Origin of the sequence: Mycobacteroides immunogenum (genome assembly GCF_001605725.1) — a bacterium.
GTDB classification, from domain to species: domain Bacteria; phylum Actinomycetota; class Actinomycetes; order Mycobacteriales; family Mycobacteriaceae; genus Mycobacterium; species Mycobacterium immunogenum.
This window is the reverse complement of record NZ_CP011530.1, coordinates 2,387,216-2,410,190: the sequence shown is the minus strand read 5'-3', so window position 1 is coordinate 2,410,190 and position 22,975 is coordinate 2,387,216. Positions and strand designations below refer to the sequence as shown.

Genomic DNA, 22,975 nt, shown 5'->3' with positions numbered 1-22,975 from the left:
TTCGGGGCGGAGTCGAGCCGGGCGAGGTGGTAATACGAAGTAGTTATGCCTCACGCTTGATGACGTAAGGAGCGATGCTGCCGAGCTTCTCGCAGGTCTCCTCGAATTCGCGCTCGGGGGTGGACGCCTCGATGATGCCCGCACCCGCTCGTAGCCAGGTATGTCCATCCTTCTCATAGGCGGAGCGCAATGTCAGCGCCGCGTCCAAGCCGCCGTTCGGGGACATCATGACCACCGCGCCGGAATAGAGGCCGCGCGGATGATCGTCGAGCCGCAGAATGGCGTCGACACCTTCGGCCTTGGGGATGCCCGAAGCGGTCACCGCGGGGAAGAGCGCCTCCAGCGCATCCATCCTCGTCATACCGGCACTGAGCTCTCCGCTGACGGTCGATCCGAGATGCTGCACGCTGCCACGCTCGCGCACGGTCATGAAGTCGGTCACCTTGGTGCTGCCCGGATCCACCACCTCGGCGATCTCGGCAAGCGAGCTTCGCACTGAGATCGCGTGCTCAACAATCTCTTTCGCATTCGATTCGAGATCGTCGCGCGCGACGCGGTCGGCGTCCTCGCCCCGGCCGAAGGCCCGGGTGCCCGCCAGCGGCTGGGTGACGACGGTTCCGTCGGCCTCGACGGCGGTGACCAGCTCGGGGCTGTACCCGAGGGCGCGGATGCCGCCGAGCCGCAACAGGAAGGAACGTACTGGCGTGTTGTTGTGGCGACCCAGACGGTAGGTGGAGGGGAAGTCCATGACAAAGGGCACTTCGACCCGCCGCGACAGAATCACCTTGTGATAAAGGCCCGATCGGATCTCTGCGGTGGCGATGCCAACGCGTCCCCGGTAGTCGGATGGGTCCGGAGTCAGGTCGATCGAGGCCGGTTCCGGAATCGCCGGGGCGCCCAGACCGATGAGCCGGCTGATGTCGTCGACATAGCTCTCGTCAGAGACCGATACCCGCTCGGCCGTGATCACGACCTCGGCACGAGGCGCGAAGACCCGCGCCAATGGGGTACCCGGGGCCAACCGATGCTGAAGGTTGAATCGATAGGTGCCGAACTCGAACGCGACCCAACCGAACACACGATGCACGCCGTCGGAGATCTCGTTCACGGCGGCCTCGAGAGCCGCGCCCGGATGCCCGGACCAACCACGTTTCTCGACGGACCCGTCGCGCACGATGCGCAGCCCGTCGCTGTCCAGTTCGACGCCGGCACGGGCACCGATGGCAAGCACCCATTCGCCGTCGCGCTCGTAAATCAGGTACTCGTCACCGTTGCGCTCAGGGATTTCCTGCGCGAGCACACTCGCCAGGTCAGCCGGCGCAAAACCATCCGGTAGGCCGTCCTGTACAGAAACCCAGGTCCGGGCGCCGGTATCGGGATCTACAACCGCACTCATCTTCGACACCTGAGTAAGCCTAGCCTATGCTAAGTGGCCCCGGAACCCGCCCGTAACATGACCTCCGCCACGTTGCCGGGCAGGACCTAATGTGCTTTGGCGTTCCGATCAGCCGGCCGCAAGTGCCTGTCGCGCATAGGCTCTCACATCGGCATCACCGTCTTGAAGCGCACCCGTCAGTGCGTCACGGACAGTGGGCTCCGACGGCGCCCACTGACTCAGACTCAGCACCGCGGACTTACGTACGTCCAGATGTTCATCGATCAACGTCCGCGCAAGCCGGGGAACGGCCAGTTCCGCCGATGCGCCTGCCAACGCACGCACCGCACCCTGCCTGACCTGCCAGGCCGGCGCCTTGAGCGCCTCATCAACCGCGCCGAGAATCCCGTCATCGACTCCCAACACGCCCAGAGCCGTCAGAGCAGCGGCCCGCACCAACGGATCACCGTCATGCACCAAGGCCCGGACCGTCTCCTCACCGGCGGACAGCTTGGCCAGACCGTTGGCCACGGCGATTCGGACCTCACGGTTGTCGTCCGCGGCCGCGGTGCCGATGGACGTCGCGTCATCGACCGACACCAGGGCCCGCACCGCTTCGATACGGACGCGATGATCAGGATCGCGTAGCGACGCGACATACGCCGGCGGATCGCCAACGCGCCGGGCACTGGCCACGTAGAGCGCGGTACTGCGCACCAACGGATCGGGCGCCGCGACGTGACCGCGGATCGCCGCCGGGTTGTCCAGAACCTCGACGAGCTCACGCACCCCTTCAGCGGCGGTGTGACGGACCGAGGAATCGTTGTCACCCAACGCATCTAACAGCGCGTCCGCATAGCCGGTGGGAATATGTTCGGTCAGCGCCGCGATGGCGGTGCGGCGGACACCCGGGTCGTCATCGGTGAGGTACTGCCACAAGTCCGCCACGGTCGGCGCCTCCAGCGCGAGCACCGCCGCGATCCGCGGGGACGGTGGCTGCTCGCTGTTCGCGGGAATGACCGCAGTAACCCGGGTGGCCGGAGCCTTGCCACCCAACAACTCAGGCTGGTGAACCGCGATGGGTTCGGTCTCCCCCGATGGAAGATCGTCCAGACCCGGAACCGGAACGAAGTAGGGCGCAACAGGCCGCTTCACAAAATCCATATCGCCGTCGCTGCCCTTACGCAGGTTCAGGTGATAGCGCCAGTTCTCATCGTCGCGATTCGGCAGGTCGGCCCTGTCGTGGTACAGACCCCACCGAGATTCGGTGCGGGTCAACGACGAGCGGGCCGCCATCTCGGCGCAATCCCTGATGAATGACACCTCGGCCGCCCGCATCAGCTCATGCGGGGTGCGCGCGCCGATCTGACCCACCTCATCGGTCATCCGCTCGAATGTCTGCACGGCCAGAGACAGCTTGGCCGCTGTCTTCGGCGGGGCCACATAGTCATTGACGAAGCGGCGTAGCTTGTATTCGACCTGGGGCTGGGGCGGGCCATCGGGGTGGCGCAGCGGGCGATAGATCAACTCGTGCGCCTCTTTGAGCTGGTCGACCGGCAACTCCAGCGGCGCCGGCGTTTTCGGCAGGGTGGAGGCCGCGTGCTCACCAGCCAGATCGCCATATACGAAGGCGCCAATCATGTAGTTGTGCGGCACGCACGCCAGATCACCGGCCGCGTAGAGGCCCGGCACCGTGGTACGCGCATGCTCGTCCACCCACACCCCCGAAGCGGAATGCCCACTGCACAAACCTATTTCGGATATATGCATCTCGATGTCGTGGGTGCGGTAGTCGTGCCCGCGGTTGGCGTGGAAGGTCCCCCGGGTGGGGCGCTCAGTGGTGTGCAGGATGCCCTCCAACGCCGAGAGGGTCTCCTCCGGTAGATGAGTCACCTTCAGGTAGATGGGACCCCGCGCGGACTCGATTTCGTTCTTGACCTCCGTCATCATCTGACCCGACCAATAGTCGGAATCGACGAACCGCTCCCCCTGCGCGTTCACCTGGTATCCACCGAAGGGGTTGGCGACGTATGCGCAGGCGGGGCCGTTGTAATCCTTGATGAGCGGGTTGATCTGGAAGCACTCGATCCCCGACAGCTCCGCTCCGGCGTGGTACGCCATCGCGTATCCGTCTCCGGCGTTGGTCGGATTCTCGTAGGTGCCGTACAGGTAGCCGGATGCCGGCAGGCCGAGGCGTCCGCATGGCCCGGTCGCCAGGATCACCGCCTTGGCGCCAACCGTGACGAATTCACCGGTGCGCGTGTTGAAACCCGCCGCACCAACCGCTCGGCCGTTATCGGTGAGAACGCGCACCGGCATGACCCGGTTCTCGATGCGGATCTTCTCTCGCATCGACTTCTGCCGCAGCACGCGGTACAGCGCCTTCTTGACGTCCTTGCCCTCGGGCATCGGCAGCACATAGGAACCCGATCGGTGCACGCGACGCACCGCGTACTCGCCGTGCTTATCCTTCTCGAACTTGACGCCATAGCGTTCCAGACGCTGCACCATCGCGAAACCGCGTGTCGCTGTTTGGTACACGGTGCGCTGGTTGACTATTCCGTCATTGGCGCGAGTTATCTCCGCGACGTAATCTTCCGGCTCGGCCTTGCCGGGAATGACGGCGTTGTTGACGCCATCCATTCCCATGGCCAGCGCCCCGGAGTGCCGCACATGAGCCTTCTCCAACAGGATCACCTGCGCCCCATTTTCTGCAGCCGTCAGTGCCGCCATGGTTCCGGCGGTACCGCCGCCGATGACCAGCACATCGCAGTCCAGGCGGACGGCACTATCGAGTTCAGGGGTCTCCATCAGGCAACAAGCTCCGTATTATTCAGTGCCGCAAGGATTTCAGCGCGCAGTACGCTGCGATCGATTTCGGCCTCGCGAGGTTGGGGAACATCCAGTAGGGCACGCAGCGGTTGGCCGGCCCGGCCCAGCACCGCGACGCGATCTCCCAGCAGCAGCGCCTCGTCGACATCGTGGGTCACGAACACCACCGTGGTGGGATGACTGCGCCAGGTCTCGATGAGCAGACGCTGCATGCTGGCGCGGGTCTGGGCATCTAGTGCCCCGAATGGCTCGTCCATCATGACGGCGCGCGGAGCTCCCGCCAGGCCGCGGGCCAGCTGCACGCGCTGACGCATACCACCGGAGAGGCTCTTGGGCAGGTAATCCTCGAACCCGGTCAGTCCCACATCATCGATCCAGGCTTGCACCGCCGCGCGGCGCCCCTGGCGCGGCACACCACCCAGCTTGAGCGCCAGATCGATGTTCGATTGCACTGTGCGCCAAGGCAGCAACGCGTTGTCCTGGAAAACCATGGCTCGGTCGCGCGAAGTCGTGACGACCTTCTCGCCGTCGGCCCGAATGATGCCGGAGTCAGGCGGCAGCAGCCCTGCCAGGGCGCGCAGCACGGTGGACTTACCGCAGCCCGATGGTCCGGTGAGAACCAGTATCTCTCCGGGGCGCACGGTAAGGCTGAGGCGATCCACGACGACGCGTCCGCCGTAACCGAGCCGGACCTCGTCGAGCACCAGGGCGGAAGCGCGCGTCATGATCGTGCCTCTTCCGCGCGGGGCAACCAGCGCGTGACACGGCGCCCAACCAGCTCGACGGCAGCCGATGTCAGGAATCCGAGCACACCGATGGTGATGATGCCCACGAACACATCCGGGTAAGCCAATACCGTGTACGACTGCCAGGTGCGGTACCCGACTCCCAGACGTCCCGAGATCATCTCGGCGGAGACCACACAGATCCAGGCGACACCGATGCCAACCGACAGGCCACCGAACACGCCGGGGAGGCTGCCGGGGAGCACGACGCGCAGCAGCACATCCCACCGGCTGCCGCCCAGGGTGCGTACCGATTCCTCCCACAGGGTCGGCAGGGCACGCACCGCATGCCGCGTGCTGACCATGATCGGGAAGTACGCGGCGAGGAAGGTGATGAACACGATCCCGGCCTCATCGCTGGGGAACAACAGAATTGCGACAGGCACAATCGCGATCGCGGGGATGGGACGCGCGAGTTCGGTGAGCGGACCAAAGATGTTGGCGAATAGCGGAGAACGCCCCAGCCAGATGCCGGTGATGATGCCCAGCACCGCGGCCAGTCCGAAACCGGTGAGGATACGGATCGTGGATTGGCCTAGGTCCAGCCAATACTGTTCGGTACTAACGCGCTTGGTAAGCGCCGTGACGATCTCCGTGACCGTCGGCAAGGTGTCGAATCGCAGTCCGAAACGCACCTTGTTGGCCGTCAGCAGCTGCCAGAGCAGCACCGCGACTGTCACCGACGATGCCCGGATACCCCAGGCGACATATCGCGAACCCGAACGCCGGACAGGTGCGGGCTCGCCGGCCCGGTCTTCGACCGGGGTTGCCGCACGCGCGCGCGGGCGAGCCTCGAGGATGGGCAGGCTGCTCATGACGCGGCCGCCAGTGCTTGCGGATAATCCAACGGCGTGGCACCCGGATGTGCGGCGACGTATCGAGCGGCGCCGGCACTGGTCGTGAAGGGGTGCAGCCCCGCCGAATCCCGAACCCACCGGGCATGGTCGGCGAACCAACGGGTGCCCAGTTCGGTGTCGGCGACATATGCGGCACGGACCCGCTGGCCGGCCGCGCCTGCGGCGTTGACGGCCTTCAGCAGCTCCTCAGCGGTGCCATATACCTGCGTGGAATCCTTTCCATCGAACCAGATCTCGGCGGCCTGCCCCGGGTCTGCCCCGCCCGCCGGGTGCAGCACCAGCGGGTTGACCTTGGCAGCCAACTCGGTGTCGTAGCTCTTCGCACGAGTTGTGTATGCCTGCCGGAGTGGGCCGTCTTGCACGAACTCGTCGATGTTCAGATCGGCGAAGTCCCCGATCGACTTCAGATAGGGCACATCGCTTTTGAACGCGTCGATGAGCGAGGGCTTGAGAGTGGTATCGAACGACGTGCCACCGGGCCCGTTGTAGAGGTACACCACTTCCTGCGGCAGGCCGCTGCCCTCGGCGACGATGCGGGCCGCGTCAAGCGGCTTGTCGTGAATGAAATCGGTGGCGTCGAGCTGAGCCTGCAGGAAGGCGTCGAGCACGTCAGGATGCTGCTTGGCGTAGTCGCGCCGCACCACCACACCATGGAAGGTCGGGACATTCAGTTCGGCACCGTCATAGAGCAGCTTGGCCTTCTTCTGAAAGACCAGCAGGCCCGGCCAGGCCACGAACTGCGAGAGTGCTTGCACCTGGCCGGATTCCAGGGCAGAGGCGCCGACCTGCGGCTGCTGGTTGAGAACCTCGACATCCTTGGTCGGGTCCAGTCCGTCATTGCGCAGGGCGCGCACCAACGTGCCGTGCCCCGCCGAGCCCACACTCGCCGACACCTTTTTGCCCTTCAATTCGGGAAGTTGGGTGATCGGCGAATTCGGGGGCACCACAACCATGTTGAGCGCGCCCTTGGCGTTGTAGCCCGTAATCGAAACCAGTTCGGTGCGCGCCTTCTCGTTGGCCTGAGTTTTGGAGCCGTTGATCAGCAGCGGGTAGTCACCCATCGAGCCGATGTCGATCTTCTCGGCGAGCATCTGGGCGGTGATCGGCGCGCCGGTGTCGTAGTCCTGCCACTGCACCGTGTATTTGGTTCCGGTGCGCGACGTCACGTCACCGAGCCGCTTCTCCAGGTAGCCCTGAGCGCGCAGCAGCGTGCCCGCGGTGACGGTGTTGATGGTCTTCGACTGATAGCCGACAACCACCGTGACCTCATTGGATGAACCGGAACCGGCGTCCAGCGAGCAGCCGGTGGTGAGGGCGAGGAGCAGGGAGACGAGAAGGGCTGTTCTCTTCATGGGTGTCCTGACTTATCGAAGTAGGTAGGGCATGTTGACGGTGACGGCCCCGGTAGGGCAGCGGGCCGCACAAGGGCCGCAGTACCAGCACTCGTCGACGTGCATGAAGGCCTTACCGTTTTCTGGGTTGATGGCCAGCGAGTCCAGCGGGCAGATATCGACGCACAAGGTGCAGCCATCGATGCATAACGATTCGTCGATGGTGACCGGAACGTCGATGCGGTTGTTGACCAATGTCATGGGGCATCCCTTAATAGATTGCTGCGTAAGGTGATTCGATCCCCACGCATTCTGATGTACTCGAGATCGACGGGGGTCCCATCGTCGAGGTGGGTCAAACGCTCCAGGAGCAGCAATGGGGCACTGTCCGGCACTTGCAGTGTTGCCGCCGAATGCGAGTCGGCCGCAACGGCTTCCAGAGCCAAGTTGGCCGAGCCCAGTCGGTGCCCGGTGACGCGTTCGATCAAGGCGAACACGTCGTTGGTCTCAAGCTGATGCTCGATCACCGCCTCCCCCACATCCGGGGTGAGGTATGTCTTATCCAGGCTGAGCGGCAGGTCGCCCAGGTATCGCAACCGCTCGATGAAGATGACACGCGCACCCGGGTCGAGCCGCAATCTATGTGCGACCGCCGGCGGGGCGTTTACCTCCTGGATGACCCTGACCTCGTTGCGAACCTCGCCGTATCCCTTGAAGGTCTCCTTGAGCCCGAGCAGGGCATCCAGTCCGTGTTCGTACTTGCGCAATGCGACATGAGTACCGGTCCGGGGCCCCCGTTCGATCAGTCCCTCGTCCTTCAGCGTGGTGAGCGCCTCGCGAACGGTATTGCGCGAGACGAAGAACTCGGCGGCCAACTCCTGCTCACTGGGCAGGCCGCCATCGGCGTAACCCCCGGCGTGAATTTGATGGCGCAGCACGTCGGCGACCAACCGCGCCTGATCGGCGCGCGGGCGGCGCAATGGCGTGGGCTCGGCAGCGGCCACGACTCCTCCTGACGTGAATCAACCTCGCCAACACGCTAAAGGCCTGTTCAGCGGCTACCTGCCGGGTGAATTGAAAATCTGTCAGGTCCGTTCCATTGCGCCGGTCGGCACCACCTGCGACCTGCTGCGCACCGCGACGGGCGCGGCATTGCGCCACCGTGACACGCGGCGCCTGATTGCATTCAGGGTGATCGGAACCACAATCAGAGAACCGCGCGGGCGCGCTCCAGGAAGACGCGCGCCGCGGGACCCACCGGACCTTGCAGGCGCCACGCCAACGCGAGCCGCCCGCGCAATGCGGGCCGGATTTCCAGTGCCACCACCCCGTCACGGTTACGTACATACGGGGCGGGCACCACCGCGACGCCAAGCCCTTGCCCGACGAGACTTACCAAGGCCCGCGGTGAACTCGCCTCAAAGGCCACATTCGGGGTGAGCCCGGCCGCTCGAGATGCGGTCTCCAGGATCGACCGGACGCCGCTGCCCGTCGGGAGACAGATCAGCGTGCGCTCGCAGAGCCGCTCCAGGGTGATCGAGCGCCGCTGTGCCAACGGATCGTGGGCCGCGACCGCCGCCACCAGGGGCTGGTCATCGATCACCTGCAGACCCAACCCCTCGAGCGGTCGCGCTCCCAGTGCCACGATCGCCCCGTCCAACCGGCCCTCCAGCAGTGCGGCGACAAGTTCTTCGCGACCGGCCTCGGTGAGCGTGATGGTGATCGCGGGATGGTCGCGATGAAATGCCGAAAGTAGCGAGGAAAGGTCGGCACCATGCGATGTCACGGTGCCGAACGCGATATGCCCACGCAGTAGCCCGCCGATCTCTTCGGCCGCCTCGCGCACTCCGTCGATGGCCGCGAGCGCCGACCGCGCGTAGGGCATCACCGCCTCGCCCGCATCGGTAAGCCGGACCTGACGACCCGATCGATCAAACAGGTCCTGACCCAATTCGCGCTCCAAGAGCCGTATTTGGGCGCTCACGCCGGGTTGGGCAACGTGCAGTGCGGCAGCCGCCTTCGTGAAACTCGACGCTTCCGCCACCGCCACCACGTAGCGCAGCTGATGGATTTCCATAAGCATTAATTATAGGACTGCTAATCAATAGATCTTGGACTTCTAGTTGGCGCCACCTGAAACTGGACTACATGAGCACGCACAAGACATCGATCGTGATCGCCGGAGCCGGCATCGGCGGACTCACCTCCGCGCTGACCTTGCACGCCGCGGGATTTGAGGTGACGGTGCTGGAGAGTGCGCAGCAGGTCAAACCGCTGGGCGTTGGCATCAATATGCTTCCGCACGCCGTTGGTGTACTCATCGAACTGGGGCTGGGTCCACAGTTGACGCGCATGGGAATCGCCACCACCGAGATCAGATTCTGCGACAAACACGGCACCGTTCTGTACTCGGAACCACGCGGCCTCGCAGGCGACTACCCATACCCACAGATCTCGGTGCACCGCGGCCAGTTGCAACTCATGTTGCTGGACGCGGTACGGGAACACCTTGGCCCAGGGTCGATCCGAACAGCTAGCCGCGTGCTTGGTTTCGAGAGCCACGAGACCGGAGTGCGTGTACGTACGGCCGACGGCGATGTCGAGGCGGCCGTCTTGGTGGGAGCCGATGGGGTCAACTCGGCTGTACGGGCTCAGCTGCATCCGGTAGACCCGTTGCGTTGGTCGGGAGTGCGGATGTGGCGCGGCGCATCCGAGATCGGCCCATTCCTCACCGGGAAGACCATGATCGCCGCGCACGACGACACCGATCACGAACTCATCGCCTACCCGATCAGTGAGCACACCGTGAATTGGGTTGCCCTCGCGCGCACCGACCCTGCCGGCGAGCTCCCTGCCAGCGCCCGATGGAATGACCCCGTCAGCGCCGATGAGGTGCTCGATCACTTCCCGGGTTGGGATTTTGGTTGGCTGGACCTCGACAAGATGGTTCGCAGCACACCGCACATCGTCGAATACCCCATGGTCGACCGAGACCCCTTGTCGCGCTGGGGCGACGGCCGTGTCACCCTGTTGGGCGATGCCGCGCATCCGATGTACCCGTTGGGCGCCAATGGCGGATCGCAGTCCGTGGTCGACGCCCACGTACTGGCACGTGCGCTATCGGCCACACCCGGCGATCTCGCCCGCGGACTGACCGAATACGAGTCAGAGCGCATCGGGGCTACCCGAGATGTCGTGCTGGCCAACCGCGCGATGCTGCGAACCTGGGGCGAGGAGTCCGCCGACGGACTGCGGGACGCGGCGCGGTCCTACCGGCAGCGCACCCGGGCATGACCATCGCGGCCTCGACGTGAATGTAACCAATCGCTGAGGTCATCCAACCAATCCACATGGCGCTCACATCCGGGGTCCAGGAATCGCTGGCTCAATAGGGACATGCAGATCCACGCGAACCCGGACCCGGATGTGGTTGTCGTCCTCAACGCCGACGCTCCCCATGGCCGCCAGATCGTCCAGATACTGGTGCGCAACGGGCATCGGGTCGTCATCTGCGGCCGGCACGCGACCGACCTGACGAGGATGTTGCACGGATACGACGCCGATCAGGTGATGGCCATCGCCGCCGACACCACCGACCCGCGCCAGCTCCGCGAGTTGTGCCGACGTGCCACCGACCGGTTCGGCACCGTCACCCGGATCATGGACACCACAGGCCGTCAGATGCCCCGTTTGCGGCTTGCCTCCTAGAACCCCGCCTAGGACCCCCAGGGTTAGGAGGCCATCCAGTAGGCCTGGGACTTCATCGACCGGCGCGGAATGCCGAACTCATCCTTGAGCACGTGCGCCACCTGTCGCGTGGTCCGGGTATCGCATGCCACCCAGCCGAAGTACCCCGAAGCGTCGAAGGCGGCGGCGCGCACCACCTCGACAAGCGGCAGTCCGCCGTGACGATCCACCCAGATCGCCTCTCTGCCGACGGGAAGGGTCTTGTCGCTGTCGTGCGCGGCTTCCAAGAACACCGTGGCCGGGCAGTCCCCGATCGCCGCGAGCAGGGAATTGATGGCGGGAAGCGATGCGGTATCCCCCACAACTATGTAGCCGCGCGGAGCGGGATCCGGCAGCGCGAAGTTACTGCCCAGCACCGTGGCGCCGATCGTGTCGCCTATCCGCGCCGACTGCGCCCAGCGAGCTGCCAGGCCGTCGTGCAACGCAAACTCGATATCGACGGTATCGGCCACTGAATCGGGGTTGACCAGTGTGTATCCACGCTGGTGCAGTTTCTCTCCATCGGAGAACCACAGCCGGATCCACATGGTCGGGTGAACATCGCGACCATGCAGCAACCCACCCGCCGCGAAGCTGAGCCGCAGGTAGTGATCCGACAGTTGCCGGCGGCCCGTCACTGTTAGCTGATAGTCACCGACCCCGAATAATTTGAGGACCGCTCCCTGCCATCCACGGGTCGGTTGGGTCACTGTGCTCGGCATTACACACCCTCGATTCGTCTGCCACCTTCGTTAGATTAGGCTATCCTAACTATTCAGTCTTCAATAAGGCTAGGGTTAGCTATCGACACTTAGGTAAGGGAATGCTAATCTCTTGCCGAGCAAGCAACGGTGCCATGAATAAAGGCGGTAGATGAGTACTCGCGAGCGAGTTAGTCAACTCGAACGCCCGGGTGTGGTGGCAGTCACACTCCGATGCTCCGCCTTCAATCAGGTGCACCGGCTTAACCATCTCCAGCACCACGGAGAGCGCGCCGGCGGCAGCAGGCGATCTGTCAAGAATTTGCTGACAGCTCAAGGGAGCTATGTCAGGAACCAATCACGTTCGCGAGCCGACTACTCCAATCAGCGAGCGTGTCGATCGGGCGAAGGGCTGTAAGTGGATATTCGTGAACGAGTTGGTGAGCGTGGCTGGGTGGCTCCAGAGGTGGCCGCCGCGACACGCATCGACCCCGAATTGGAGAGCCGGTTCGCGACCTGCTGCCGGGCGCTAGGTCTCTCCGTCAACGACAGGCGGCGCCCTGCCGATTTACCGGCAGCGCGCTACGGCTTCACGTCGCTGTGCCGAACCGCGCAAGATCAGTGCGACGTATGGGTTGGTCTCGCGGCTGCTGGCGGCGCCACCATCGATGTCCTGGAAGCCATTTCGGAGACCACCGCGACTGCGGGACACCTCCAGCACGCGGTCAACCTGCAGCCAGGTGATCTCACCTTCACCTACGACACCGGGTTGTACCTCGAGTTCCGTGCCAGTGGACCCGACGACTACCACCTTGCCTACGCGGCTGCTCTCGTGGACAAGGGCGAGTACGTCAAGGCCAATGAACTCATCACCGCCGTGACCGAGCGGCGCCCCGGGTGGTTCAACGCCCGCTGGGTCGCCGCCGCCATGCAGAATCGCGCCCAGCGGTGGGCCGATGTCATCGCGCTGTTGACCCCCGTCGTCACCGACGAGTCGCTGGACCCCACCACATCTCACGCGGTCCGGATCACCCTGGGAATCGCATTGGCCAAGCTGGGCATGGTCAATCCAGCGCTCTCCTACCTCGAAGACCCCACCGGCCCAATCGAAGTGGCCGCTACCGATGGCGCCCTCGCCAAGGCATTGAACCTGCGCCACCACGGTGACGAAGAGACCGCCACCGAGGTGCTCCAAGATCTGTACGCGGCCAATCCGGAGAACCCGGAGATCGAGCACGCGCTCACCGATCCCAGTGTGGGTCTGCACACCACCACTGCGGCCCGTATCGCGGCCCGCACGGACCCCTGGGACTACGAAACCGAGCCCAACGAAGAGGATTTCATCGATCCCGAGGCTCATGAGCGGAAGGCGATCCTGCTCGCCGAGGCCGAGCAGCAGCTCAGCGAGTTCATCGGCCTCGATCAGGTCAAGGACCAGGTAGCGCGACTCAAGAGTTCGGTGGCAATGGCCTTGCGCCGTCAAGACCGCGGACTCGCCGTCGGGCACCGCACGCACCACCTGGTGTTCGCGGGCCCGCCCGGTACCGGTAAGACCACCATTGCCCGTGTGGTCGCCAAAATCTATTGCGGCCTAGGGCTTCTCAAGCGCGAGAACGTCCGCGAAGTGCACCGTGCCGACCTCATCGGCCAGCACATCGGTGAGACCGAGGCCAAGACCAATGCCGTCATCGACAGTGCCCTCGACGGCGTGCTGTTCCTCGACGAGGCATACGCACTGGTGTCGACAGGCGCCAAGAACGACTTCGGTTTGGTGGCCATCGACACGCTGCTGGCCCGGATGGAAAACGACCGCGACCGTTTGGTCGTGATCGTCGCCGGTTACCGCGCCGAGCTGGACCAGTTCCTGGACACCAACGAGGGTCTGCGCTCCCGATTCACACGATCCATCAACTTCCCGTCGTACGCGCCGCCCGAACTCGTCGAGATCGCCGCGGCGATGGCATCGGTCCGCGACAGCAAGTTCGACGAGGGCGCCGCGGCCGAGCTGCTCACCGCTTTCTCGGCGATGTGCGCCGCGGAAGCCCCCGACACCCGAGGCATTGCACGCCGCAGCATCGACGTCGCCGGTAACGGCCGCTTCGTCCGTAACGTAGTTGAACGCTCCGAGGAGGAACGTGAACACCGCCTTGACAATTCAGGCGCAGAAGAGTTCAGCGATGACGACCTCATGACGGTCACTGTCGAAGACGTGCAGGCCTCGGTCGAGGCCATCGTCGCCGGCCTCGGGCTGTCGGCTGCGGGGGCGTCGGTCAAGAAATGAGCGACAACCGAGACAACAACGCGAACTCCGAGCGCCGGACCTTCGCGTCGCGCACACCGGCCAGCGAGAATCCTGAACCGCTGAAGTACCGCCGCGGGTTCGTCACCGGCCACCAGGTAACCGGATGGCGATTTGTCATGCGGCGCATCGCATCTGGTGTAGCCCTGCACGATGCCCGGATGCTCGTCGATCCGTTGCGCACGCAATCTCGCGCCTTCGGCATGGGCGCTGTCATCGTGGTCACCGGCCTGGTCGGCTGCTTCGTCTTCAGCCTGCTGCGACCGTCCGGTATCGCAGGCACCGATCCCGTGCTGGCAGACCGCTCCACGGCGGCGCTTTACGTGCGTGTGGGTGACAACCTGCACCCGGTGCTCAACCTCACCTCGGCCCGTCTCATTGCCGGCAAGGCAGTGGATCCGACCATGGTCAAGAGCACTCAGCTCGATCAATTCGCGCGCGGCAACCTGATCGGCATCCCGGGCGCTCCCGAACGCATGGTGCAGGCCAGGGCCACCGACGCCGCCTGGGCGGTCTGCGAGGCCACCGACACCCGCGCCGTCACCGTGATCGCCGGTCCGCTGGAATCCGGCGGCGACAAGGCGACCGAGCTGACCCACGACCGCGCGGCCGTGGTGTCCACCGAAGCCGGTACCTGGCTGCTGTGGGACGGCAAGCGCAGCGCGCTGAACCTCACCGATGTCGCCATCACGAGCGCCCTTGGCTTCACCACTCCGCCTGCCGTGCGCCCCGTGACCACGCGACTACTCAACGCCATTCCCGAGGCTCCGGCACTCGTGGTTCCCGCCATCCCGGGTGCGGGCACCCCCACCTCGTACCCGTTGCCGGTCACGGCGCCCATCGGCTCGGTGCTGGTGAGCTCCTCGACGGACAACACGCCGGTCTATTACGCAGTGCTCACCGATGGCGTGCAACAGGTTTCGCCGGTGGTCGCCTCGGCGCTGCGCAACGCCAACTCCTACGGGCTGGAGCAGCCTCCCCGGTTGACCGCTGATCAGGTCGCGCACCTGCCGACTTCCTCGGCCATCGACAATCGGGTGTTCCCGAACGCGGCCGTCAAGCCGCTGGCCGCCAATGAGGATCCGGTGCTGTGCACACGATTCACCCGCACGGCGGACGCCACCTCGGATTCATGGGCGCTGCTCGGTGGTTCTGTGCTGCCGCTACCGGATTCCGCGCACTCCGTGCAGCTGATCTCCCCCGCCACCACTCCTACCCGGGTCGCCATCACCCCCGGCATCGGTTATCTGGTGCAACCCGGCGGCCGCGGCGGGTACCAGTGGATATCCGATACCGGTGTCCGCTATGGCATCGACACCGAGACAGATGGTGACAAAACCCTTGAGGCACTTGGCCTGCGCAAGCCGGCACTGACCATCCCCTCGTCAATTCTGGATCTGTTCGCCTCCGGGCCGTCGCTCTCACGCGCCGATGCCCTGCTGGAGCACGACAGCCTGGTCCCGAACATCCGGCAGGCCATGCCCGTCCAGACCGACACCCAACTTGCCCAGAATGCGCAGGAGTCCCGTTGAGCCGTCTCATTTTCGAAGCACATCGGCGCGTAACGCCGCCGGCGATACCCGATGCCACGGTGACCGTCGAGGCACCTCCGCAACTGCCTCGCGTGGTGCCGCCATCATTCCTGCGGCGCGCCATGCCGGTCGTCATCGTGATCCTGATCGTCGGCATGATCGTCGCGCTGGTCGCCTCGGGCATCCGGCTCATCTCCCCGCAGACACTGTTCTTCCCGTTCGTGCTGCTGCTTGCCGCCACCGCGCTCTACCGCGGCGGAGGTGACAAGGTTCGCACCGAGGAGGTCGACGCCGAGCGCGCCGACTACCTGCGTTACCTGTCGGTGGTCCGCGAGAACCTGCGCACCCACGCCACCCAGCAGCGCAAGGCCCTGGAATGGTCACACCCCGACCCCGAAGAGCTGACCACGGTCCCGGGCAGCCGGCGGCAGTGGGAGCGCGATCCCGGAGATGACGACTACCTGGTGGTACGCGCCGGACGCCACGACGTCCCACTGGCCAGCCCGGTGCGTGTCAAGGACATCGCCGACGAAATCGACCTCGAGCCGGTGAGCCACAGTGCATTGCGTGGGCTGCTGGACACCCAGCGCACGGTGCGGAGCGCTCCCCTGGGCATTGATCTGAACAAGGTTTCGCGCATCACGGTGCTCGGCGACGACGATGTGGCCCGTGCCGCAATCCGCTCGTGGGTCACCCAGGCCACCACGTTCCATGACCCGACGCTGCTGACTGTCGCCATGGCCGGCCCCAGTGTCGAAGACGCCGAATGGTCTTGGCTCAAATGGCTTCCGCACGTTGACATCAGCGGTGAGATCGACGGCGTCGGCCCGGCACGCTACCTGCGCCGCACGGGTGCCGAGCTCTTCGAGGCACTCAAGCCGGTGCTGACCGAGCGCGCGCTCTTCGGCGCCGAATCAGGTGCCCACAAGCACCTGCTGATCATCCTGGATGATCCGACCTACGACCTGAACAGCGTCAATTCACCGATCCCCGCGAACGGATTGGACGGCGTCACCGTCATCCAGCGTCTCGATGACTCCGACGGACTGGCCAAGCTGCCCGACTACCTCAATCCCGAGCGCCCTGTGCTGCAGGTCAATCGGAACGGCGTGAGCGCACGTATCGCGCGCTGGAACGGCAGCGGTTGGCAGCCTTACGTCGACGAAGCCGACCAGCTCACGGTCGGAACCGCCGCACACGTCTCTCGCCGTCTTTCCCGGTGGGACTCCAACCCGACGCATCCAGGGCTGCGGTCAGCCGCTACCGGCGGCGCGACGTTCACATCGTTGCTCGGTATCGAGGACGCGTCCCGTTTGGATGTCCCCGCCCTATGGTCGCCGCGTTCGCGCGACGAAGAACTGCGTGTGCCCATCGGTGTGACCTCTTCGGGTGAGCCGCTCATGTTCGATCTCAAGGACGAGGCCGAGGGTGGTATGGGCCCGCACGGTCTGATGATCGGTATGACGGGCTCGGGCAAGTCCCAGACGCTGATGTCGATGCTGCTGTCGCTGCTGGCGACCCATTCGGCTGATCGTCTGATCGTCATCTACGCGGACTTCAAGGGCGAGGCGGGAGCGGACATCTTCCGCGACTTCCCACAGGTCGTCGCCGTGATCTCCAACATGGCGGAGAAACGGTCCCTGGCCGATCGTTTCGCTGACACCCTGCGTGGTGAGGTAGCTCGTCGCGAGAACCTGCTCAAGCAGGCCGGTCGCGATGTGCAGGGCAGCGCCTTCAACTCGGTCCGCGAGTACGAGGAGGCCATCGCCGCGGGTCATGACCTGCCGCCGATCCCCACGTTGTTCGTGGTCGCCGACGAATTCACCCTGATGCTGCAGGATCATCCGGAATACGCCGAGCTGTTCGACTATGTCGCACGCAAGGGCCGCTCGTTCCGCATCCACATTCTGTTCGCGTCCCAGACGCTGGATGTCGGCAAGATCAAGGACATCGACAAGAACACCTCATACCGCATCGGTCTGAAGGTGGCCAGTCCCAGCGCATCCCGCCAGATCATCGGGACCGAGGATGCCTATCACATCGAATCGGGCAAGGACCACAAGGGTGTTGGGTTCCTGGTGCCCGCTCCTGGCGCGGTTCCCATCAAGTTCCGGAGCACGTATGTCGACGGTATTTACGAACCGCCGTCGGCCACCACAACCGTGGAGATCCGGGCCACCCCGCAACCCAAGCAGTTCACCGCACTGCCGGTGGCGTCCGATCCCACCACGGTGATCATCAAGGGCGAGTCGGATCGCCCCGCATTACCGGCCCGCAAGCTGATCTCGACCGTTGGTGACCAGCTCGCCAAGGTGGGACCGCGCGCGCCGCAGCTGTGGTTACCGCCGCTGGACACCGCCATCCCGTTGGCGAATGTGCTGAACGCGACCGGCATTCCTCCCCGTCAGCTGCGCTGGCCGCTCGGTGAGATCGACAAGCCGTTCCAGATGCGCCGTGATCCGCTGATCTTCGACGCGACCTCGGCGGCCGGGAACATGATCATCCACGGCGGGCCCAAGTCCGGTAAATCGACAGCGCTGCAGACGTTCATGCTGTCTGCCGCCGCGTCGCACTCCCCCCGCGATGTCACGTTCTACTGCATCGATTACGGCGGCGGCCAGCTGCACGCGCTGGACGGACTGGCACATGTCGGCGGTGTCGCCAGCGCACTGGAGCCTGAACGCATCCGGCGCACCTTCGGTGAACTGGAGCAGCTGCTGGCCTACCGCCAGCGCCTGTTCCGTGATCGCGGCATCTCCTCGGTGAACCAGCTGCGCGCTCTGCGTGACAACGACCGCACTCTGGACGACGGCTACGGCGAGACCTTCCTGATCGTGGACAACCTGTATGCGTTCAGCCGTGACAACACCGATCAGTTCAACACCCGAAATCCGTTGCTGGCCCGGCTGACCGAGCTGGCCAACGCCGGACTCTCGTACGGCATCCACGTCGTGATCACCACGCCGAACTGGATCGAGGTGCCGTTGGCGATGCGTGACGCGCTCGGGCTGCGCCTCGAGCTCAAACTGCACGACTCGGCAGACAGCAATGTCCGGGTACCCGGTGCGCTACGCCGGCCCGCCGAGAGCGTGCCGCACGATCAGCCGGGTCGCGGCCTGACCATGCAGGCCGAGCACTTCCTGTTCGCCGCTCCCGATCTCACCACGGTGGAGTCGGTCAACGCCGATTACGCCGGGGCCAAGGCTCCTGCCGTTCGTCTGCTACCCGCGGACCTGGCACCGAATGCCATCGGCCCGCTGTATCCGGGGCGCGAGCAGATCGTCATCGGCCAGCGGGAACAGGATCTGGCGCCCGTGGCGCTCGATTTCTCGCACAACCCGCTGCTGATGGTGCTGGGCGACACCGGATCCGGCAAGACGACACTGTTGCGCCACATCATCCGTACTGTGCGCGAGCACTCGGCACCCGATCAGGTGGCCTTCACCGTTCTGGACCGGCGGCTGCACCTTGTCGACGAACCACTGTTCCCCGACAACGAGTACACCCCCAATATCGATCGGATCACCCCGGCGATGCTGGGTCTGGGTGCGCTCCTGGAGAAGCGACGGCCGCCGGCCGGGCTCTCCGCCGAGGAACTGCACAACTGGGCATCACGTGGTGTGACCGCGCAGCGGCACTACCTGATCATCGACGACGTCGACCAGATCCCGGACACTCCGGCCGTCAGCGGCCCGTACATCGGGCAGCGGCCCTGGAACCCGATCATCGGGCTGCTCGCCGAGGCACGTGAGCTGGGTCTGCGGGTGATCATCACCGCACGGGCGACGGGCTCGGGTCACATACTGATGACCAACCCGATGCTGCGCCGGTTCCACGAATTGCAGGCCAACACCCTGATGCTCAGCGGCAGCCCGCAAGACGGCGGCCGTATCCGTGGTCATCGTTTCGAGCGGCTGCCTGCGGGACGCGGAATCCTGCTGTCCGATAACGATGTTCCGACATACGTACAGACCGTCAATCCACTCGTCGGTGAGCATGCTGCTCAAGGAAGGGAGTACCCACGATGAATCTCAATGTTGTTCCGGAAGGTTTGACCGCCACCAGCGCGGCGGTGGAGGCGTTGACCGCGCGTCTGGCCGCGGCCCATGCCGCTGCCGCACCGGTGATCGGTGCGGTGGTGCCTCCGGCCGCCGATCCGGTGTCGTTGGAGACCGCGGCGGGCTTCAGTGCTCGCGGTGTCGAGCACAGCGGGGTGGCCGCTCAGGCCGTCGAGGAGTTGGGCCGGGCCGGGCTGGGTGTTTCGGAGTCCGCCGCCAGCTACACCACCGGGGATATGCAGGCCGCCACGGCGTACATGATCGCGCGGGGTTAACACCGGTGTCGGCTCCGATTTGGATGGCTTCTCCCCCCGAAGTCCACTCGGCGCTCCTGAGCGCCGGACCCGGGCCGGGCGCACTACTGGCGGCTGCCACGCAATGGCAGGCGCTCTCGGTGCAATACACCGCTGCCGCCACGGAGTTGACCCAACTACTGGCCGCCACCGGAGCCGGATCTTGGCAGGGCCCCAGTGCGGTGCAGTACGTAGCCAGCCACACACCGTATTTGGCCTGGTTGACCCAGCAGAGCGCGATGAGCGCCACCAACGCGGTATTACATGAAACCAGTGCCGCCGCATACGTCACCGCGCTGGCCGCCATGCCGACGCTGGCCGAGCTGGCCGCCAACCACATGATCCACGGTGTGCTGCTGGCCACCAATTTCTTTGGTATCAACACGATTCCGATCGCGTTGAACGAGGCCGACTACATCCGGATGTGGATCCAGGCCGCCACCACCATGGGCATCTATCAGGGCGTCTCCACCGCAGCGGTCGCCGCGGTGGCGCCGACGCAGCCGTCACCGATGATCATGGCGCCCGGCGGCGAAATGTCTCGGATGGCCGCCGACATGTCCGGCATGGCCGCGCAGGCGCAGGCGTCTGAATCCGGCACGGCACTGAACGACAGCGAGAGCTTCTTCGAGAAGCTAATGCGGCAGATTCAGGAGTTCTTCACCAACCCCCTGAAGACAATCCAGGAAATCATCAGCGACTTCATGCGCAATCCCCTTGAGGCGCTGGTGGCCTGGGGACCGCTGCTGTTCTTCATCGCGTATGAGGCGTTCTTCATTCCGTTCGGGTTCACCTTCTGGGGTGTCATGCTGTCCGCGCCGCTGTGGCTTCCGCTGCTATTGGTCGGGCTGGCCCAGCTGGTCAATCCGGTTCCGGTTGACGCCGACGTCCCCGCCGAGGAACCGGCACAACAAATGCCACAGATCGCACGCGACGCACCTCAGCAGCAGCCGTTCGCGATGGGTGGATTGTCAGGTGGCGGCGGCGCGCCCGCCACACCCACCAACCCACCGACCACTCCTGCCAACGCGCCGCCGGCACCGGCCACCGCGGCCGCCGCACCCGCGTACCTGGTGTACGCGATGCAAGAGGAGCCGCCGGCCGCGCGCTTCGGCCCTACGCTGAATGAGGGCAGCGGAGCGAAGGCCCCGGCGGCCGGTATCTCCGCCGCCGCTGCCGCCGCCGCGTCGGCCCGCTCCCGCGCGCGCCGCAAGCGCGGTGCCCGCATCAAGGATCCGGCTCCGCAGTTCATGGACATGAATTCGACGGTAGAGCCCGACTTTTCGGAGCCCACCCCGCGACAACGGGCCGGGGTCGGGGCTTCGGGCCGCGGGGCCGGGCAGCTCGGCTTCACCGGCACCGTACCCAGGACCACATCGACAACAAGTGCCACAGGTTTGGTGGAGCGTGAGGCGGCAGCGGAAACCGTGGACGGCACCCGCACCGCACCCATGCTGCCCACCACATGGGGCTCAGACGCCGACGTGGACCCCGCGCAAGCCCCCGATGGAAACCCTTCCGCGCCAACCCCTGATGAGGGCTGGACGACCGAGGAACGGGGGGCGAACAGCTGATCCGCCACACGAGCACCACACAACACATGAACAAGTCGCAGAACCGAGTAACAGAGAACAAGGAGAGGACCCTATGAGTCTGCTCGATGCACACATTCCGGCCCTGGTGGCTTCGGAGGGCACGTTCGGTGCCAAGACCGCGTTGATGCGTTCGACGATTTCGCAGGCGGAGTCGGCGGCGTTGTCGGCCCAGGCGTTCCATGTCGGTGAGTCCTCGGTGGCCTTCCAGGCCGCCCATGCCCGGTTCGTGGAAGTGGCCGCCAAGGTCAACGCGCTGCTCGATATCGCACAGATCAACCTCGGAGATGCCGCGGCCACCTACGTGGCCGAGGATGTCGCCGCCGCCAGCCGCTACGGCGTCTAGAAACCAACTTAGGGAGATACACGCATGTCGCAGATCACCTTCAACTACCCCGCGATGCTGGCCCACGCCGGTGAGATGAACACCTATGCCGGTGTGCTGACCGCCCTGGGCGCGGACCTGGCCGCCCAGCAGGCCTCCCTGCAGGCCGTCTGGCACGGTGATACCTCCATGAGCCAGGCCGCCTGGCAGGCCCAATGGAACACCGCCATGGAAGAACTCATCCGCTCCTACCGCGCCATGGGCTCCACCCACGAAACCAACACCCTGTCCATGAACGCCCGCGACATGGCCGAAGGAGCCAAGTGGGGCGCATAAGCACCCAGGGAACCTCGGTTCCTCATGATGCGATGAACCAGGCCACCCGGTCGCCGGACGCCGTCGAGCTGACGGTCGACCAGGCCTGGTTCCTCGCAGATAGGTTGAGCGCCGGCACCTTCCCCTGGGTGCTGGCGATCACCGTCCCCTTCCGGGACGAAGCCCAGCGTGCCGGGTTCAATGCTCAGCGGGTTCAAGAATTGACCCGGGCCGGCGTGCTCAATGCCGACGGCACGGTAGACCCCGCAGTGGCTGGATGGATCCGCGCGGTGTGCCGCCCGGACCGCTGGCTCGAACTGCGTTATGTCGCAGCAGGTTCGGAGAATCCAGACGTGATGCGGGGAATCATCGCGAGAAGACAATCGCAGGGACGCGCGCAGACAGTGGTATCCCTGCGCAACGCGCACCTGATCACCTTCACCGTGGTCGACGCCGACGACTCCTCGGCACTGGTCCCCAGTGTGGTGGCCGGACTGCGGTGGCGTACGCCCGCACGCTTTCCCGAATTCACGCTACCCACCCACGTGGGCGCCAAGGCCGACGAGCAGCTGCGTTCCGGCGCCTCACTGGCCGAGGTCATGGGATATCTGGGTGTCCCACCCGCCGCCCAGAATGTGGTGGAATCGGCTTTCATCGGAAACCGAAACTACGTCGAAGTAGTTGCCGGACAACGTGACAACACAACCCAACAGACTTCAGAGGTGGGCATCAGCGTGGTCGATACCAGCGCTGGCCGGATTCTGGTGAGCCCCCACCGCGCCGGTGACGGCACCTGGCTGTCAACCTTCGCACCCGGATCCCCGTTCGCGATCGCAGTGGCCGTCGAGCAGTTGACGGCCACGCTCCCGGACGGGCACTGGTTCCCGGATGCCCGGCTGACCCGAGACTTCGACTGATGCTGTCCCTGTAGTTAGTTCCTAGTGAGCCCCACCC

19 protein-coding genes are annotated in these 22,975 nt (G+C 65.1%); 10 read left to right on the top strand and 9 right to left on the bottom strand.

What is annotated here, in order from left to right:
- Positions 1–43: 43 nt before the first annotated feature.
- The 8 genes from ABG82_RS11885 to ABG82_RS11850 all read right to left on the bottom strand — a co-directional run bounded on the left by ABG82_RS11885 (position 44) and on the right by ABG82_RS11850 (position 9,257).
- On the bottom strand, positions 44–1,396 hold the full coding sequence (locus ABG82_RS11885) for a salicylate synthase (RefSeq protein ID WP_276049904.1): 1,353 nt from the start codon (positions 1,394–1,396) through the stop codon (positions 44–46).
- A 108-nt stretch (positions 1,397–1,504) separates the two neighbouring features.
- The gene (locus tag ABG82_RS11880) at positions 1,505–4,186 is read right to left on the bottom strand and encodes a fumarate reductase/succinate dehydrogenase flavoprotein subunit (RefSeq protein WP_043078541.1); all 2,682 of its coding nucleotides are present in this window, start codon (positions 4,184–4,186) and stop codon (positions 1,505–1,507) included.
- A complete protein-coding gene (locus ABG82_RS11875) occupies positions 4,186–4,932 on the bottom strand; it encodes an ABC transporter ATP-binding protein (RefSeq protein ID WP_043078540.1) in 747 nt (248 codons plus the stop codon). The genes ABG82_RS11880 and ABG82_RS11875 overlap by 1 nt, the downstream gene beginning before the upstream one ends.
- Positions 4,929–5,807 (bottom strand): ABC transporter permease, encoded by an 879-nt coding sequence (locus ABG82_RS11870; RefSeq protein WP_043078539.1) that lies wholly within the window; start codon positions 5,805–5,807, stop codon positions 4,929–4,931. The genes ABG82_RS11875 and ABG82_RS11870 overlap by 4 nt, the downstream gene beginning before the upstream one ends.
- On the bottom strand, positions 5,804–7,201 hold the full coding sequence (locus ABG82_RS11865; protein WP_043078538.1) for an ABC transporter substrate-binding protein: 1,398 nt from the start codon (positions 7,199–7,201) through the stop codon (positions 5,804–5,806). Before ABG82_RS11865 ends, ABG82_RS11870 begins: the two co-directional genes overlap by 4 nt.
- Positions 7,202–7,213: 12 nt before the next feature.
- A complete protein-coding gene (locus tag ABG82_RS11860) occupies positions 7,214–7,441 on the bottom strand; it encodes a 4Fe-4S dicluster domain-containing protein (RefSeq protein WP_005058882.1) in 228 nt (75 codons plus the stop codon).
- On the bottom strand, positions 7,438–8,184 hold the full coding sequence (locus tag ABG82_RS11855; RefSeq protein ID WP_043078537.1) for a GntR family transcriptional regulator: 747 nt from the start codon (positions 8,182–8,184) through the stop codon (positions 7,438–7,440). Before ABG82_RS11855 ends, ABG82_RS11860 begins: the two co-directional genes overlap by 4 nt.
- A 203-nt stretch (positions 8,185–8,387) precedes the next feature.
- Complete coding sequence (locus ABG82_RS11850) at positions 8,388–9,257, bottom strand: LysR family transcriptional regulator (protein WP_043078536.1); 870 nt, start codon at positions 9,255–9,257, stop codon at positions 8,388–8,390.
- 71 nt (positions 9,258–9,328) lie between these two features.
- Between ABG82_RS11850 and ABG82_RS11845 the strand changes: the two genes are divergently transcribed.
- Both ABG82_RS11845 and ABG82_RS11840 read left to right on the top strand, forming a co-directional pair.
- Entirely contained in the window at positions 9,329–10,474 is a 1,146-nt protein-coding gene (locus ABG82_RS11845) for a flavin-dependent oxidoreductase (RefSeq protein ID WP_043078535.1), read from the top strand.
- A 102-nt stretch (positions 10,475–10,576) separates the two neighbouring features.
- On the top strand, positions 10,577–10,888 hold the full coding sequence (locus tag ABG82_RS11840) for an SDR family NAD(P)-dependent oxidoreductase (RefSeq protein ID WP_043078534.1): 312 nt from the start codon (positions 10,577–10,579) through the stop codon (positions 10,886–10,888).
- A gap of 23 nt (positions 10,889–10,911) precedes the next feature.
- Here ABG82_RS11840 and ABG82_RS11835 read toward each other — a convergent pair whose 3' ends face one another.
- Positions 10,912–11,628 carry a siderophore-interacting protein gene (locus ABG82_RS11835; RefSeq protein ID WP_043078533.1) on the bottom strand — a complete coding sequence of 239 codons (717 nt, stop codon included), beginning with the start codon at positions 11,626–11,628 and terminating at the stop codon, positions 10,912–10,914.
- A gap of 397 nt (positions 11,629–12,025) precedes the next feature.
- Between ABG82_RS11835 and eccA the strand changes: the two genes are divergently transcribed.
- The 8 genes from eccA (at position 12,026) to ABG82_RS11795 (ending at position 22,938) form a co-directional block, all read left to right on the top strand.
- Positions 12,026–13,888, top strand: coding sequence for a type VII secretion AAA-ATPase EccA (eccA, locus tag ABG82_RS11830; protein WP_043078532.1), 1,863 nt, complete (start codon positions 12,026–12,028; stop codon positions 13,886–13,888).
- Positions 13,885–15,438 carry a type VII secretion protein EccB gene (eccB, locus tag ABG82_RS11825; protein ID WP_043078531.1) on the top strand — a complete coding sequence of 518 codons (1,554 nt, stop codon included), beginning with the start codon at positions 13,885–13,887 and terminating at the stop codon, positions 15,436–15,438. The genes eccA and eccB overlap by 4 nt, the downstream gene beginning before the upstream one ends.
- Positions 15,435–19,466 carry a type VII secretion protein EccC gene (locus tag ABG82_RS11820; RefSeq protein ID WP_043078530.1) on the top strand — a complete coding sequence of 1,344 codons (4,032 nt, stop codon included), beginning with the start codon at positions 15,435–15,437 and terminating at the stop codon, positions 19,464–19,466. Before eccB ends, ABG82_RS11820 begins: the two co-directional genes overlap by 4 nt.
- Positions 19,463–19,771 carry a PE family protein gene (locus ABG82_RS11815; protein WP_043080613.1) on the top strand — a complete coding sequence of 103 codons (309 nt, stop codon included), beginning with the start codon at positions 19,463–19,465 and terminating at the stop codon, positions 19,769–19,771. The genes ABG82_RS11820 and ABG82_RS11815 overlap by 4 nt, the downstream gene beginning before the upstream one ends.
- 5 nt (positions 19,772–19,776) lie before the next feature.
- Positions 19,777–21,363 carry a PPE domain-containing protein gene (locus tag ABG82_RS11810; RefSeq protein ID WP_054173227.1) on the top strand — a complete coding sequence of 529 codons (1,587 nt, stop codon included), beginning with the start codon at positions 19,777–19,779 and terminating at the stop codon, positions 21,361–21,363.
- A 73-nt stretch (positions 21,364–21,436) separates the two neighbouring features.
- Positions 21,437–21,727, top strand: a complete 291-nt coding sequence (locus tag ABG82_RS11805) for a hypothetical protein (RefSeq protein ID WP_062826675.1) — start codon at positions 21,437–21,439, stop codon at positions 21,725–21,727.
- Between the two features lie 24 nt (positions 21,728–21,751).
- Positions 21,752–22,042 carry a WXG100 family type VII secretion target gene (locus tag ABG82_RS11800; RefSeq protein WP_043080603.1) on the top strand — a complete coding sequence of 97 codons (291 nt, stop codon included), beginning with the start codon at positions 21,752–21,754 and terminating at the stop codon, positions 22,040–22,042.
- 32 nt (positions 22,043–22,074) lie between these two features.
- Complete coding sequence (locus tag ABG82_RS11795) at positions 22,075–22,938, top strand: ESX secretion-associated protein EspG (protein WP_043079165.1); 864 nt, start codon at positions 22,075–22,077, stop codon at positions 22,936–22,938.
- The last annotated feature ends 37 nt before the right edge of the window (positions 22,939–22,975 follow it).

Coding starts and splice junctions, on each gene's coding strand:
- ABG82_RS11865 (WP_043078538.1), bottom strand. CDS start 7,201: ATGAAGAGAACAGCCCTTCTCGTCTCCCTGCTCCTCGCCCTCACCACC.
- ABG82_RS11850 (WP_043078536.1), bottom strand. CDS start 9,257: ATGGAAATCCATCAGCTGCGCTACGTGGTGGCGGTGGCGGAAGCGTCG.
- ABG82_RS11805 (WP_062826675.1), top strand. CDS start 21,437: ATGAGTCTGCTCGATGCACACATTCCGGCCCTGGTGGCTTCGGAGGGC.
- eccB (WP_043078531.1), top strand. CDS start 13,885: ATGAGCGACAACCGAGACAACAACGCGAACTCCGAGCGCCGGACCTTC.
- ABG82_RS11840 (WP_043078534.1), top strand. CDS start 10,577: ATGCAGATCCACGCGAACCCGGACCCGGATGTGGTTGTCGTCCTCAAC.
- ABG82_RS11875 (WP_043078540.1), bottom strand. CDS start 4,932: ATGACGCGCGCTTCCGCCCTGGTGCTCGACGAGGTCCGGCTCGGTTAC.
- ABG82_RS11880 (WP_043078541.1), bottom strand. CDS start 4,186: ATGGAGACCCCTGAACTCGATAGTGCCGTCCGCCTGGACTGCGATGTG.
- ABG82_RS11835 (WP_043078533.1), bottom strand. CDS start 11,628: ATGCCGAGCACAGTGACCCAACCGACCCGTGGATGGCAGGGAGCGGTC.
- ABG82_RS11800 (WP_043080603.1), top strand. CDS start 21,752: ATGTCGCAGATCACCTTCAACTACCCCGCGATGCTGGCCCACGCCGGT.
- ABG82_RS11795 (WP_043079165.1), top strand. CDS start 22,075: ATGAACCAGGCCACCCGGTCGCCGGACGCCGTCGAGCTGACGGTCGAC.
- ABG82_RS11860 (WP_005058882.1), bottom strand. CDS start 7,441: ATGACATTGGTCAACAACCGCATCGACGTTCCGGTCACCATCGACGAA.
- ABG82_RS11815 (WP_043080613.1), top strand. CDS start 19,463: ATGAATCTCAATGTTGTTCCGGAAGGTTTGACCGCCACCAGCGCGGCG.
- ABG82_RS11870 (WP_043078539.1), bottom strand. CDS start 5,807: ATGAGCAGCCTGCCCATCCTCGAGGCTCGCCCGCGCGCGCGTGCGGCA.
- ABG82_RS11845 (WP_043078535.1), top strand. CDS start 9,329: ATGAGCACGCACAAGACATCGATCGTGATCGCCGGAGCCGGCATCGGC.
- ABG82_RS11885 (WP_276049904.1), bottom strand. CDS start 1,396: ATGAGTGCGGTTGTAGATCCCGATACCGGCGCCCGGACCTGGGTTTCT.